Raw genomic sequence first — 14,915 nt, forward strand, 5'->3', positions numbered from 1 at the left:
CCTCCCCGAAAGAGAGGGAGACGAAGCGGATAATTGTTATTTATTAATTGTATTTATTTTATATCTATCTTTTTTGACCCCTCCCCTTCGGGGAGGGCTGGGGAGGGGATTAATAGTTTCCGGTATATCCTTTCATTACCCCTCTAGACGAGTTTCTGATAAAATCAATAATTTCATCTCGTTCAGGAGTAGCCTCCATTTCGGCTTCAATTATTCCAATTGCTTGTGTTGTATTGTAATTTTTTTGGTACAGAATTCTGTAGATATTTTGAATTTCTCTTATTTTTTCAAGAGTAAAACCTCTTCTTCTTAATCCAACAGAATTGATGCCTACGTAAGATAAAGGTTCTTTAGCGGCTTTTGTATAAGGTGGCACATCTTTTCTTAGTAATGACCCACCCGAAATCATTGCGTGATCACCAATACTGATGAATTGATGTACAGCAGATAATCCTCCAATTACGGCATAATTTCCAACAGTTACGTGTCCTCCCAAAAGTACACCATTAACGATAATGGCATTGTCACCAACATGACAATCGTGTGCAATGTGAGCGGCAGCCATAATTAGACAATTATTGCCAATTACTGTCTGTCCTGAAGCGATAGTTCCTCTGTTTATGGTTACACATTCTCTAATTGTGCAATTATCTCCAATGATTGCCAAAGAATCTTCTCCGCCAAACTTTAAATCCTGAGGTACAGCTGCGATTACAGCTCCTGGAAAAATATTGCAATTTTTACCAATTCTTGCTCCCTCCATTATTGTTACATTAGAACCTATCCAAGTTCCATCGCCAATAACCACATTGTTATGAATAGTTGTAAAAGGTTCTATTACAACGTTTTTGGCAATTTTTGCACCTGGGTGAACGTATGCTAACGGTTGATTCATTTTTTTTTGTTTAATTGTTTAACAATTCAATTGATTCATCGCTTAAACGATTAATCAACAAAAAAATTATTGTTTTCTTGCTATTTGAGCCATTAATTCTGCTTGCGCAACCAATCTTCCGTTGGCATAAGCATTGGCTTGCATATGACATATACCTCTTCGGATAGGTGTAATCAAATCACATTTGAAGATTAACGTATCTCCAGGAAGCACTTTCTGCTTGAATTTTACATTATCAATTTTCATGAAAAATGTCAAATAATTTTCTGGATCTGGAACGGTGCTCAATACCAATATACCTCCTGTTTGTGCCATTGCTTCAACAATTAAAACTCCTGGCATTACTGGTGCATTTGGGAAATGTCCAACAAAGAAGTTTTCATTCATTGTCACATTTTTCATACCAACAACATGACTGTCAGACATTTCTATAATTCTGTCAATCAACAAGAATGGAGGTCTGTGAGGCAACATTGACATAATTTTATTTATGTCCATCAAAGGCTCTTGGTTCAAATCATAAGTAGGAACATAGTTTCTTTGTTCGTTTTTGATGATTTTGGCCATTTTTTTTGCAAACTGAGTGTTTACATAATGTCCTGGTTTATTAGCAATAATCTTTCCTTGAATTTTTGAACCAATTAGAGCTAAATCTCCAATAACATCAAGTAATTTATGTCTTGCAGCTTCGTTTGGATAATGCAAAGTCAGATTATCCAGAATTCCATTTGGTTTTACTGTAATTTCATCTTTTCCAAAAGCTATTTTCAAGCTTTCCATTGTGCTGTCCGAAATATCTTTGTCAACATAAACAATAGCATTGTTTAAATCGCCACCTTTTATCAAACCATTTTCCAATAATTCTTCCAACTCGTGTAAAAAGCTAAAAGTTCTAGCATTGGCAATTTCGGTTTTGAAATCTCCGATAGATTTTAGAGTGGCATTTTGAGTGCCTAATATTTTTGTTCCAAAATCAACCATTGTAGTAACACTATAATGATCACTTGGCATAACCATGATTTCACTTCCAGAAGCTTCATCTGTAAAGGAAATAACTTCTTTTACAACATATACTTCTCTGTTTAATTCCTGCTCGATTATACCTGCTTCTTCAATGGCTTCCATGAAAAACTTAGAAGAACCATCCATAATAGGAAGTTCGGATGCATTTAACTCTATAATAATGTTATCCAGATCACACCCCATTAAAGCAGCCAAAACATGTTCAGGAGTCTGAATTTTAACTCCTAATTTTTCCAAATTAGTTCCGCGCTGTGTATTAACTACATAATTTGCGTCAGCTTCAATAACGGGTTGACCTTCAAGATCTGCACGAACAAACGTAAAACCGTTATTTACCGGAGCAGGTTTAAAAGTCATTTTGACTTCGTTTCCAGTATGTAATCCAACTCCAGTTAGCGAAATTTCTGTTTTGATGGTCTTCTGTTTAACCATTGTTTCCATTTTTTTGGTTTAATATTTCTTTTTTTAACTCTTCTATTTCTTTTACCAGTTTTGGTAAATTCTTAAAGTGCACGTATGATTTGCTGTAATCAGAATATCCAAAAGTTGGACTACCCTGCAATACTTCATTGTCTTTAATATTGCTTGCAACACCAGATTGGGCTTGAATACGTACATTATTTCCTATTGTTAAATGGCCAACAATACCAACTTGACCGCCAATCATACAATTTTCTCCAATTTTTGTCGAGCCTGCAATTCCGGTTTGTGCTGCAATAACAGTATTTTTTCCAATTTCAACATTATGAGCAACTTGGATTTGATTATCCAATTTTACTCCAGCTCTGATAACGGTTGAACCTAATGTAGCTCTATCAATAGTCGAATTGGCTCCGATATCAACATTATCTTCTATTACAACATTCCCAATTTGTGGTATTTTATTATAAGTACCATCTTCATTTGGAGCATAACCAAAACCGTCTGCACCAATAATCGCACCAGAATGAATTGTACAATTATTACCAATAATAGTTTCTGAGTAAATTTTTGCACCAGCAAAAATAATTACATTATTTCCAATAGTAACATTATCACCTATGAAACTACCGGGATATATTTTGACATTATCACCAAGAACAACATTATCACCAACATAACCAAAGCTTCCTAAATAGAGATTTGCACCATACTTTGCGCTATCCGAAATGAAAGAAGGAGCTTCAATACCATTCTTATTTAGTTTAACCTGGTTATAAAATTCCAATAATTTTGAAAATGACTTATAAGCATCGGCAACTTTGATAAGAGTTGTGGTTATTGGTGCTTCAGGAACAAAAGTATTGTTAACAATAGTTATCGAGGCTTTTGTAGTGTATATGTAGTTGTTATATTTTGGATTGGATAAAAAAGTAAGTGAGCCTTCTGCCCCCTCCTCAATTTTAGATAAGCGAGAAACCTCGATGTTTGGATCACCAACAATTTCTCCTTCTAATATTCCTGCTATTTGTTCAGCTTTAAATTTCATCTTATTGATTTGTATTTTTAGAAAGTATAAGATGGAACATGCTAATGTAAGTTCTCACAATATTTAATAAAAATAGATTGGCTAGTTTTTTGCGACAAAAATATAAAAAATAGGTTTTAAATGTTAATTTTAAAGCAGTTGTTTTGGAAAACAAATATAATACTTAGTCACCAATTTGGATAATGATTTCAAACTCAGTTGGTCAGAGACATCTACTACATCTTCGATTGTCTTGTCTTTGTTCAAAATCCGTATCGGTTCAGCTGCTTTACTATAGGCCTGGCTTTTTATTTTTCCTTTGAAAATAAAATAACCCGATTCGTATAAAGATATTTTATTTTGAATTGAAAAACGCTCTTTTTGAATCTGTAATTCTTCCAACTGAACCTTTTCATTCGTTAGTTTTATTTTCAAAAGATCTCTATTGATAATCATTTTGCTCAATGAGGCAAGTATGAAATCTTCATGACTTTCCCAAGCTTTTAGCGCACTTATAATGTCAAAATCATCTAGTTTGGTAAATAATTTTAATGTTTTAGTGTCAAAAGTATCCAGTGTAACTTTGTTTTGCATAAAAAAAAGCAAGGGTTCACTACAAGCTAGAATGACACCTTTTTCTGTGAGTTCTTTGGCTCGTTTTAAAACTTTGGTCAAAATTAATTCGGCAGTGAGACTGGTTTTGTGTAAATACACCTGCCAATACATTAAGCGCCTAGACATGAGGAATTTTTCAACAGAATAGATTCCTTTTTCTTCGATTACTAATACATCATCAACAACATTCATCATCTGAATCAATCTTTCCGAATTGATATTTCCTTCTGAAACCCCCGAATAAAAACTATCTCTTTTTAAATAATCCATTCTGTCCATATCGAGTTGGCTGGAAATTAACTGAAGCATGAATTTACGGTGGTACTCTCCTTTGAAAACTTTGATCGCAAGTTCCAATTGGCCATTAAATTCATCGTTAAGCTGATTCATCAGCAATAAAGAGATTTCTTCGTGATGTACATCTTCTACAATGCTACTTTCCATGGCATGCGAAAAAGGGCCATGTCCAACATCGTGCAATAAAATGGCTATGTATAGTGCATTTTCTTCCTCGGGACTGATGGTAACATCTTTAAATCGTAGTACTTCAACAGCTTTTTGCATCAAATGCATACATCCTAATGCATGATGAAAACGAGTGTGATTGGCTCCTGGATAGACCAAATACGACAATCCCATTTGAGTAATACGTCTTAGCCGCTGGAAATAGGGATGCTGTATTAAGTCGTAAATTAATGGATTTGGTATTGTAATAAATCCATATATGGGATCATTAAATATTTTTAGTTTATTAATTTGAGACACAATTAAGTAATTTTTAGGTCAACAAATATACTTAAAATTTGGTGTAGTTTTCTCAAAATATAGTTAAGGCAGCCATCCTTACATTAAGGACAATTGTTAATTCCCATTCTGCATTAAATCTTCAGCCGCATTAATCTGGTCAAGAATATTCGTTTGATTTGGTGAAATATAATTTTTTGTTTCGTGAGTTTCTTCTTTTTTAAATAACAGCATTAATGCATTATGCAGTTTCAATAATACATCCTTGTCTTCTTTGTCAATATCTACAGCTGTGTTGAAATCAAAAATATAATTATTTGAGTTTCGTACTTCTATTTTTATTGTTTTGGGAGTGATTTTAAATTTTACTATATCCATTTTATTTCCTTCAAAAATCTTATTGCAAATTAAGTTTTTTTTAATGTAAAACAATAGCCAAAAAAAAACTTCTCTTGAAATCGAGAAGTTTTTTATAAAATTATTTTAAAGAAATTACAGATATCTTTCTGCAAAAACTTTTTGGTGGTGTTTAAGATGACCTATTATTAAAAATCCTAAAGCTCTTGCAGAAATTTCATGCCCAGAGGCGATTCCAATTCTTCTTAATTGTTCATCCGAAAAACTTTTGAACATCAATAAGTTGGAGTGTCTTACGGCTGAAAACTCAGATAATAAATCCTGAATACTTCTGCTTTTGGCATCGGTGTTGTTTACATAATCATCTTCCTCAAACCCAGGTAATGGTGTTTTGTCATTTCTGGAAATTCGAAGTGCCCGATAAGCAAAGATTCTTTCAGCATCAATGATATGCTGAATAATTTGTTTTATGGTCCATTTTCCTTCGGCATAACTATAATCAAATTTGTCCATCGGAATATTTTGGACAAATCTGATGAAGTCATGTAAACTTATTTCTAATTCTTCAAACAATTCAACATTTTCAAGAGCTTGTATATAAGTAGCGTTGAATTTTGAGTATTCATTTACTGGCAATTGATTTGAATTCATATTTTATTTTTTAGAATTAAAAAACTAAATTTTTCAAATTAAGCAGAGTTTCTACTCGCATTAGTGTTTCCGAAAAGTGAACGAGTTACAATTTTCTCGTATACATTTATCAAATTCGTATCCGGATTCGCTTCTTTATTCAATTCATTGATTCTCAACAAAGCATACTGTTGAATTGTCAATAATGGCAGAACAATTCGCTCTCTCATTAAAATAGATGCAATTCCGTCAGGGTAATTTTCCATCAATTCGGTAAAGCCTGCAATTTTTAACAATAATCGTTTGGTTTCCAAAAATTCATTGTAAATGATTTTCCAGAATTCTCCAAATTCAGGATCCTTACTCATATAGGCGGTCAAAGGGAAGAATGATTTGGCCAATGACATCATACTGTTTTCAAGCAATGTTCTAAAAAACAACGAGTTGTTGTAAAGATTTTGGGCTTTTTCCCATTGGTTTGTGTCTTCAAAATGTTTCAAAGCTGCTCCTACACCAAAAAATCCAGGAACATTTTGTTTCAACTGACTCCAAGATCCTACAAATGGAATCGCTCTTAAATCAGCAAAATCAAGCGTTTCGGACTTGCTTCTTTTAGAAGGTCTACTTCCGATATTGGTTTTTGCATAATATTTCAAAGTACTCATTTGTTCCAAATAAGGAATGAATTTCGGATGGTTTTTGAAATCCAAATATTTATTGTATCCCAAATTGGCCATTTGATCCAAAATTTCTTTTTCTTCAGCAGATAATTCATTTTGTCCTTGATTGAAAACCTGGTTTGCAACACCTGCACTCAATAGATTTTCCAAATTATAGCGACAAGAATCCAAAGTTCCAAAATTAGAACTAATTGTTTGTCCTTGTATCGTAACTTGAATTTCATTGTTTTCAATATTCGGACCTAATGAGGCATAAAATTTATGGGTTTTTCCACCACCACGAGCTGGAGGTCCACCACGTCCGTCAAAAAATATAGCGTGAATTCCATATTTTCTTGACATTTCTGTCAAAGATTCTTTTGCTTTATAAATACTCCAGTTGGCCATCAAATAACCACCATCTTTTGTTCCGTCAGAGAAACCAAGCATGATGGTCTGTTTGTTGTTTCTATTTTTTAAATGTTGTGCATACTCAGGGTTGGTATATAATTTTTCCATCACCAAGTGCGCATTATGTAAATCATCCACAGATTCAAAAAGTGGAATAATATCAACCGTTGGGTTTTCCCAATTACATAATTTGAACAATGCAAAAGTTTCCATTACATTCAGCGCGCTCTCGTTATTACTAATAATATAACGGTTGGCACCAAATTCTCCATTATTTTCTTGAATTGTCTTGATTGCCTGAATAGATTCAATTGTAGATCTTGTCATTTCATTTTCAAAATCGGCTGAATCTAAATTTCCCTTCAAAGTTGAAAGAACATTTATTTTTTCCTCTTCCGTTAAATGGAAATAATTCTCAGGAAAAATGTTTGTTTTGGATTTTGAATAATAATCAACAATATCGTAAAAAACATTTTGGTGAATTTTACTGTTTTGTCTGATATCCAAAGTTGCAAAATGGAAACCAAATAAATTTAATCGAATAATCAAAGCATCAATTTGATCAAGATAAAGCGATTGATGTTGTTCAATTATTATCGTTTTAATCTTATTTAATTGCGTTTTTAGTTCTTCATAAGTAATGAAAATTTCTCCTTTTGAATAAAAAACAGAACGATATAATTTTTGCTCCAATTCCATTACCAAAGCATCAACAACTGGGAAAGTAAGTTTTCGCTTTAGATTTCGTATTTCGATATAATAACATTTCAAAATAGAACTTCTCAAACGATCAGCAACTTTCAGGGTAATTTCTGTTGTAACAAATGGATTTCCATCGCGGTCACCACCAGGCCAAAAACCTAATTTGATTAATGGATTTTTGATAGCATCACCTTCAAAAACATTTTTTTGCAAATAATGAACCATCTCACCCGAAGTGTTGTAAAAAACATTTTCAAGGTACCAAATCAAACTTACGGCTTCGTCATAAGGGTTAGGTTTTTCATTTTGGATAAATGGAGTTTTACCTAATTGAGCAAGTAATTGCTTGATTTCAAGAAGGTCATTATTTCTGATGGCTTCGGTAAGATCATTGATAATTCCTAATACAGGTCCAGGATAAAATTGAGTTGGGTGAGCTGTCAAAACAGTTCTCACATTGAAGTTTTCAAGAAAATCAATAAGTTCTTCTCGATTACCTCTTACATCTGATTTTTCTTTTATATCACGCAGCGAACCTCTTCCCTCCATATTGTTTACAACCGGGAATGCTGCATCTTCGATAGCATCAAACAAAACAATTTGACGTTCAATATATTGTATAAAATGAAACATCAGATTAATTTTATCTTTTTCTGTAGCGCTATGCAGATACTTGTCCGAGAAAAAATCAAAAATTTCCTTCGGGGTCTCCTGTTTTTTGAAACCACTATCGCAAAGCTCTGTGAAAATAGGAAGTAAAACCCCCGTATTATCTACAGAATCAAAAGGTAATGTGATGAAAACACTGTTATAAATATGGTATTTAGACAGAACATTTTGATTAAAACGTTCTATTTTCGGCAACGTGTACATATATTATTACTAATTATTGGGTTAGTTAATTCATCATAAAAAAACCTCAAGATTTCGCTTGAGGTTATATTTATAATAATATAGCATTCAAGATATTCTTACATTTCCTTGAAAATAGTATGCATCAAACGCTTTTTATCGTTTATACTTTCTTCTAATGAAATCATTGTTTCTGTTCTGTAAACTCCTTCGATATCATCTATCATGAAAATAACATCTTTTGCATGTTTAGTATCTTTTGCTCTGATTTTGCAAAAAATATTAAACTTTCCGGTAGTAACAGATGCAACAGTTACAAACGGAATTTCATTGATGCGCTCTAAAACAAATTTTGTTTGTGAAGTATTGTTAAGAAAAACACCAACATAAGCAATAAATGAATAGCCAAGTTTGTCATAATCAAGCACCAAAGAGGAACCCATTATGATACCTGCATCTTCCATCTTTTTTACTCTCACATGAACTGTTCCAGCTGAAATCAATAATTTTTTTGCAATGTCTGTAAACGGTACTCTTGTGTTGTCTATCAACATATCTAATATCTGGTGATCTACTTCATCTAAACGAAACTTACTCATAATTCTCTTATTATATGGTTATTTGATACTGAAAAGTTAAAATTATAAATAAAAATCAAATAAACAGTAAAACATTTATTTTATTATCATTCCGTTAACAAAAAAAGTTTCCCCGTTCAAATTAAAGTCAGCTTTTTGGTTTTGATTTGGGTAATTATTATAATCATCTTTGTATAAAGCTTTTTTAGCATCATAAACTCTATGACCAAAATACCCTTCCAAATCCCCTACTTCAACTATGTAAGCATTAAAAATTATTTTATTATCAATTAACTCTTCTTTATATTGAGCTACAAAATTCGTGATTATTTCAATACCATCATAATTTATTTTGACATTTTTGAACATAAAATCAAAAAAAGCAACATTATTCTGCGGAATATTTAAATATTTATCATTTCTATTGCCGACTATATCGTTTTCGCAAAGGATGGTAAAACTTGACACCAAGGCAAAGAATATAAATTTTCGCGTTATTTCTCTGTCGTAGTCGTCTGGAAAATGTCCGGCTTCAAACAAAATAGTAGGAACTCCTAAGTATTGAAATGTATCTCCTATACAATTAATATTAAATGAATCGTCAAATCGCCCTATTTGTCCCGGAATGTATTCCTGTAAAACGTCATTTATTCCAGCAATCAGATTAATTGCTTTCAGACGGGATTCATTTACTTCCCTTTCTTCGTTATACGAAGGTGCCAAAAAAGAAACAGTTGCAGGTTTTCCCGTATCAGCAACTCCAAAAATAGTACGTTGATCGTGAAGATTAAAACAGAAATCTGGTTTGAATTCTTCAAAAACCGCTCTTAACACCTTGCTTTCAGGCTGAGTTAAGTTTTGAGAATCCCTATTCAAATCTATATCATTGGCATTGGCTCTGGTGTATAATTTGGCTCCATCAGGATTTAACATCGGAATACAATAAAATGTAAATGTATCCAAAAGTTGCTTGGCCAAATCAGATCCACTATTTAATAAGTTTATAAAGTCAAACAAAGCTTTGGTAGTGGTGCTTTCGTTTCCGTGCATTTGTGACCAAAGATAAATTTTAAAATTGCCATTCCCTTTTTGATAACTATAAATGGGTTTTCCCAAAACGGATTCTCCAATTATCTTTACATCATTCTTTATTGATTCTTTTTTTAATAAAGGTTCAATATCCTCTAGAGTAATATAACGACCTTTAATTGTTTCTTCTTTATTTTGGCTAAATAGTTCTTCTAAATTCATCTTATAATATTTGAATGACAAAAGTAAACATCTTTATTTTTACATTAGTAAATGGAATATCAATTTAAAAAATTAATTTTGTAAGCAGTTTTTTTTAACAAAAACTCAATTGTTTGCCATTATAATTTAACAGGATTTGTAACGCGCGAGAATTGAATATTCCTCACAAGGATTCGGAAAAAAAAATCTACGCGATTCTCAGCGAGTTAAGTTCAAGGAAATTTATAGTCGTTTTCTGGAATTTTTCCTTTTGCATTTACAAAATGTTTATTTAAAGAAAGCAAATCGGAATCTAAATTGCCTGTAGTGTAAAAAGGCTTTCCAAATTCAACTATTTTTTTTTCAAAATTTAAGGAAACAGGAATAACTGGAACATTTGCGTGAAGAGCTATATAATAAAAACCTGTTTTTAATTGTTCGACTTTTTTTCGGGTTCCTTCCGGTGAGATTCCCAATCTAAAAATTTCTTTGGAATTAAATATATTTACAATGGATTCTACTTTGTTTAAACCTCCTGCACGATCCAAAGGTGTCCCTCCAAAATATTTAAAAAAATAACCAAAAGGAAAACGAAATAATTCTTTCTTCCCAACCCAATTGATGTCGACCCCCAGCGCTCCTCTGCAAATAATAGCTATGTAAAAATCATGCCAGCTAGTGTGAGGCATTACGATTAGGATACATTTTTTTATTTCTTCGTCGAAGTTTCCCTCTATTTTCCAGCCCATTAGATTTTCAAAAATCCATTTATAGATTTGTTTCTTCATTTATGATTATTTTTTACAAATAAAATAATAATTATCTTATTTTTGATAAAAACCGAAATTAATGCTGTACAAATTATTGAGTTATATACTTCCTGTAAAAATTTTTCAAGCCAAGTCTAAATTGAGCAAGACTATCGAAATTACTTGGGTCAATGGCGAGTTAGTTATGGATTCCGAAAACACCAATTATTCGTATGGGAGTTTGCAACGTATATTAAGAAAAGGATTAAATCATTTAGGATTTGAAAAAATTTCAAAAATGAATAATGCTTTAATATTAGGAGTTGCTGGCGGAAGCGTGATTAAAACTTTGGTTGACGAAATTAATTTTAAAGGCCAAATTACAGGTGTCGATATTGACCCAAATATTATAAAAATTGCAAATGACTATTTTAAACTCGATGAAATTAAAAATCTGAATATTGTAATTGATGATGCATTTGAATTTGTACTAAAAACGAAAGAACGTTACGATTTGATTGTTATCGATATATTTCAGGACACAACTATGCCAAATTTTTTGTTTGAAAAATTTTTCATCAATAGAATTTGTTTTTTGCTTCAAAGCAAAGGTGTTGTTCTTTTTAATACAATGTGTTTAAGTTCTAAAGACAATTTAAGAAACCAAAATTTAATTGAGGAAATCAATGATGATAGCTACAAAATACAATCCATTCCTAGGGTTGAAGTTCACAATGAATTGATTATCATCGAAAAATTAGATTGATTTTTTTTTCAAATTTGATTTATTTGACCAAATAAAGTCTAAAAAAATGCTTCTTAATTCAAATTTAAAGAAGCATTTTTCTCGCTTTTTCTAAATCCTCCACAGTATCAATTCCGATTCCTATATGTGTTGTTTCCACCATTTTAATACTTTTCCCGAATTCCAAGTAACGTAATTGTTCTAGTTTTTCAGAAGCTTCCAATGATTTCATCGGTAGATTGTAGAAATCCATCAAAGCTTGTTTTCTGAAAGCATAAATTCCAATGTGTTTCATATAACAAACGCCTACATTCATTTCTCTAGGATAAGGAATCACCGAGCGCGAAAAGTATAAAGCAAAACCATTTTGATTCACCACTACTTTCACGTTATTCGGATTATTGATCTCAGTTTCTTCTTTTATTTCACACATTAAGGAAGCCAAATCTACTTTCTTTTCAGTGTCATTTTTGTACACTTCGATTAGTTTTTCCATGGCAGTTGTATCAATAAAAGGTTCGTCACCTTGAACATTCACAACAATATCCACATCCATATTTTCAACAGCTTCGGCAATTCGGTCACTTCCTGATTCATGTTCTTTGATGCTCATAATGGCTTTGCCTCCATTCGAAGCGATTTCATTAAAAATCAAATCCGAATCGGTGACCACAAAAACATCATCAAAAAGATTCGACTTTTTGGCGGCTTCATACGTTCTCAAAATCACTGTTTTCCCTCCCAAATCTTCCATCAGTTTGGCGTGAAATCTTGTTGAGGCGTAACGCGCGGGAATGACTGCTATTATTTTCATTTTTGATTAAATCTTCTGGTTTTTTTTTTTCAAATATATGGTTTATAATCTAAATCTAATTTGAAATCTTCACCGAAGTCATACTCAATGATCCTCCAATTAATTTGTCATTAAACAAACTCAATTCTTCTGATTTTCCTTTTAGCCCCAAAGTGTAAATCAAAGGCAAATAATGATCTGGAGTTGGTATCGAAAGTTGAAAAGCTTTACTCTGTTTTTCAAAATCAATAAGCGGTTGAAAGTCGCTATCAATCAAATAATTATTGATTTTTTCTCTGGCTTCAAAAGCCCAATCATAGCCATAATTATCCGTATTGATGTTTCTGAAATCGACCAATCTTAAATTATGAATAATGTTTCCGCTGCCTACTATCAGGATTCCTTTGGTGCGTAATTCGCTTAATTTTTGTGCCAATTCAAAATGATATTGCCCTGATTTTGTATAATCGATACTCATCTGAATTACAGGAATATCGGCATCGGGATATAAATGTTTAATTACACTCCAGGCGCCGTGATCCAATCCCCAATAATGGTCCAATTCTACATCAGTCGGAAGCAATAATTCTTTTGTGGCGATAGCTAATTCAGGGCTACCTTTTGCAGGATATTGTACTTCGAATAATTCCTGCGGAAAACCTCCAAAATCATGAATTGTTCTTGGCATTTTCATTGCAGTTACTTTTGTTCCATTGGTAAACCAATGCGCCGAAATACACAAAATAGCATCGGGTTTGGGTAATGTTTTGGCTAAATTTCTAAAACCCGTCACAAATTGGTTTTCTTCAATAGCATTCATCGGACTTCCATGTCCCAAAAATAAAACGGGCATTTTTTCGGTATTTGAAAATGAACCGGAAATTTTATGTAAATCGTTTAGAGTGTTCATAATTATTTTTTTTTACCGCAAATTCGCAAATTTTTTAATTTAACATTAAATGATATAATTTGCGAATTTGCGGTCAATTTTAAAATCATTCCACAAAATTTTCATCCTTAAATCCTATCAAATATAGCTTGTTTTTTGCTCTGGTCATAGCGGTGTATAACCATCGAATATAATCTCTGTCGATACCATTTAGCAAATAGGGTTGCTCGATAAAAACCGTATTCCACTGCCCTCCTTGTGATTTATGACAGGTAATTGCATACGAGAATTTGACTTGCAGCGCATTGAAATATTCGTTTTCTTTTACTTTCTGAAACTTTTTGTATTTGGTCGTTTCACTTTCATAATCTTTCATCACTTCCTGATACAAACGATTTGATTCTTCAAAAGTTAACGAAGGGGATTCACTTTTTATGGTGTCCATCAAAAGTACAGTTTCGAAGGGTTTTTGGTCGGGATAATCAATCATTCGGATTTTTACTTTTGCGAATTTAAAACCATACAATTCCTTTATTCCAAACATTTCCAAAACTTCAATAATATCACCATTGGCAATAAATCCGGCTTCATCCGAATCTTTTAGCCAAAAATAATTATTCTTGACCACCATCAAGAAATCACCTGTCGATAGTTCGCTTTCTTTATCGAGGATTTTCGAACGAATTTGCTCATTATATTGGTTTGCCCTTTTATTGGAACGAACAATAAAAGCGGTGTCTTCGATGCTGTAATTGCTGTAAGCCGAGTGAATTGCATCCTGAATATCATATCCGTCAATCAAACGAACAATATCTTTGAATTTTCGAACATTAAATTTGAATTCGGTTATAAAAGTGTCTTTCAATAGTTCACGTAATTCGGTTGCATTATGCAAAATTCCAGAGTTTTCTTCCTGACGCATTACTTCGTCAAGTTCGATATGCTCAACTTCTTTATTATAATGAATTCCTAAAGTATGAATGTCGAGCGCCGGACTTATGTCAAGGTTTACAGGTGGTAATTGAGCCGTGTCCCCTAGCAGGATCATTTTGCAATTGGTTCCCGAATACACATACGAAATCAAATCATCGAGCAAAGATCCGTTTTCATACATTTTGGAATCCGAATTCATGTCTGAAATCATGGAAGCTTCATCGACTATGAAAATCGTATTTTTGTGTTTGTTCTGTTGCATTGTAAATGAAACACCACCACCTGAATTCTTTTTTGGAAAATAGATTTTTTTATGAATTGTAAAAGCTGGTTTATTCGAATAATTGGCAATTACTTTGGCCGCACGACCCGTTGGTGCGAGCAAAACATACTTTTTATTAATTTCTAATAAACTATTTACGATAGTCGAAATCACCGTTGTTTTCCCCGTTCCCGCATATCCTTTCAGTACAAAAATGGTCTCGTTATGAGTATCGGTCAGAAATATAGCTATTTTTTGAAAAAAAATATCCTGATTGTATGTCGGCTGGAAAGGAAATTTTTTCTGTAAATAACTGTAAAATGCTGAGGAATTCATTGGGTCGATTTTGTTTGCAAAGTAAGGTTATTTCAATATCAATATCAAAAATCAATTGCAAATAT

The 14,915-nt window shown here is 32.5% G+C and carries 14 protein-coding genes; 1 reads left to right on the plus strand and 13 read right to left on the minus strand.

What is annotated here, in order from left to right; all coding sequences use genetic code 11:
- Nucleotides 1-109: 109 nt before the first annotated feature.
- The 10 genes from lpxA to EM308_RS12250 form a co-directional block, all read right to left on the minus strand.
- Nucleotides 110-895: an acyl-ACP--UDP-N-acetylglucosamine O-acyltransferase gene (gene lpxA / locus EM308_RS12205; protein ID WP_035638770.1), complete on the minus strand. Its 786-nt coding sequence runs from the start codon at nt 893-895 to the stop codon at nt 110-112.
- Between the two features lie 66 nt (nt 896-961).
- A complete protein-coding gene (locus EM308_RS12210; RefSeq protein WP_035638831.1) occupies nt 962-2,350 on the minus strand; it encodes a bifunctional UDP-3-O-[3-hydroxymyristoyl] N-acetylglucosamine deacetylase/3-hydroxyacyl-ACP dehydratase in 1,389 nt (462 codons plus the stop codon).
- Nucleotides 2,343-3,386 (minus strand): UDP-3-O-(3-hydroxymyristoyl)glucosamine N-acyltransferase, encoded by a 1,044-nt coding sequence (gene lpxD / locus EM308_RS12215; protein WP_035638772.1) that lies wholly within the window; start codon nt 3,384-3,386, stop codon nt 2,343-2,345. Before lpxD ends, EM308_RS12210 begins: the two co-directional genes overlap by 8 nt.
- Before the next feature lie 129 nt (nt 3,387-3,515).
- Nucleotides 3,516-4,745 (minus strand): HD domain-containing protein, encoded by a 1,230-nt coding sequence (locus EM308_RS12220; RefSeq protein ID WP_035638774.1) that lies wholly within the window; start codon nt 4,743-4,745, stop codon nt 3,516-3,518.
- A 96-nt stretch (nt 4,746-4,841) separates the two neighbouring features.
- Nucleotides 4,842-5,102 (minus strand): hypothetical protein, encoded by a 261-nt coding sequence (locus EM308_RS12225; protein ID WP_035638776.1) that lies wholly within the window; start codon nt 5,100-5,102, stop codon nt 4,842-4,844.
- Nucleotides 5,103-5,216: 114 nt separating this feature from the next.
- Nucleotides 5,217-5,732, minus strand: a complete 516-nt coding sequence (locus tag EM308_RS12230; RefSeq protein WP_035638779.1) for a DinB family protein — start codon at nt 5,730-5,732, stop codon at nt 5,217-5,219.
- 38 nt (nt 5,733-5,770) lie between these two features.
- Nucleotides 5,771-8,356 carry a phosphoenolpyruvate carboxylase gene (locus EM308_RS12235; protein WP_035638782.1) on the minus strand — a complete coding sequence of 862 codons (2,586 nt, stop codon included), beginning with the start codon at nt 8,354-8,356 and terminating at the stop codon, nt 5,771-5,773.
- A 98-nt stretch (nt 8,357-8,454) separates the two neighbouring features.
- Nucleotides 8,455-8,934, minus strand: coding sequence for an Lrp/AsnC family transcriptional regulator (locus EM308_RS12240; protein WP_024981770.1), 480 nt, complete (start codon nt 8,932-8,934; stop codon nt 8,455-8,457).
- Between the two features lie 75 nt (nt 8,935-9,009).
- Nucleotides 9,010-10,164: a M14 family metallopeptidase gene (locus EM308_RS12245; protein WP_035638786.1), complete on the minus strand. Its 1,155-nt coding sequence runs from the start codon at nt 10,162-10,164 to the stop codon at nt 9,010-9,012.
- 212 nt (nt 10,165-10,376) lie between these two features.
- Nucleotides 10,377-10,931, minus strand: coding sequence for a 1-acyl-sn-glycerol-3-phosphate acyltransferase (locus tag EM308_RS12250; protein WP_035638788.1), 555 nt, complete (start codon nt 10,929-10,931; stop codon nt 10,377-10,379).
- Between the two features lie 61 nt (nt 10,932-10,992).
- On the opposite strand from EM308_RS12250, the gene EM308_RS12255 reads away from it, so the two are divergent.
- Nucleotides 10,993-11,658, plus strand: coding sequence for a spermidine synthase (locus EM308_RS12255; RefSeq protein ID WP_035638790.1), 666 nt, complete (start codon nt 10,993-10,995; stop codon nt 11,656-11,658).
- A 64-nt stretch (nt 11,659-11,722) separates the two neighbouring features.
- Here the strand turns inward: EM308_RS12255 and kdsB are convergent, their stop codons facing one another.
- From kdsB to EM308_RS12270, 3 genes are all read right to left on the minus strand, one after another.
- Complete coding sequence (kdsB, locus tag EM308_RS12260; RefSeq protein WP_035638794.1) at nt 11,723-12,451, minus strand: 3-deoxy-manno-octulosonate cytidylyltransferase; 729 nt, start codon at nt 12,449-12,451, stop codon at nt 11,723-11,725.
- Nucleotides 12,452-12,506: 55 nt separating this feature from the next.
- On the minus strand, nt 12,507-13,340 hold the full coding sequence (gene ygiD, locus EM308_RS12265) for a 4,5-DOPA-extradiol-dioxygenase (RefSeq protein ID WP_035638797.1): 834 nt from the start codon (nt 13,338-13,340) through the stop codon (nt 12,507-12,509).
- A gap of 85 nt (nt 13,341-13,425) precedes the next feature.
- Nucleotides 13,426-14,850 (minus strand): ATP-dependent DNA helicase, encoded by a 1,425-nt coding sequence (locus tag EM308_RS12270; protein ID WP_035638799.1) that lies wholly within the window; start codon nt 14,848-14,850, stop codon nt 13,426-13,428.
- Between the last annotated feature and the right edge of the window lie 65 nt (nt 14,851-14,915).

This window comes from Flavobacterium gilvum, from assembly GCF_001761465.1.
GTDB classification, from domain to species: Bacteria; Bacteroidota; Bacteroidia; order Flavobacteriales; family Flavobacteriaceae; genus Flavobacterium; species Flavobacterium gilvum.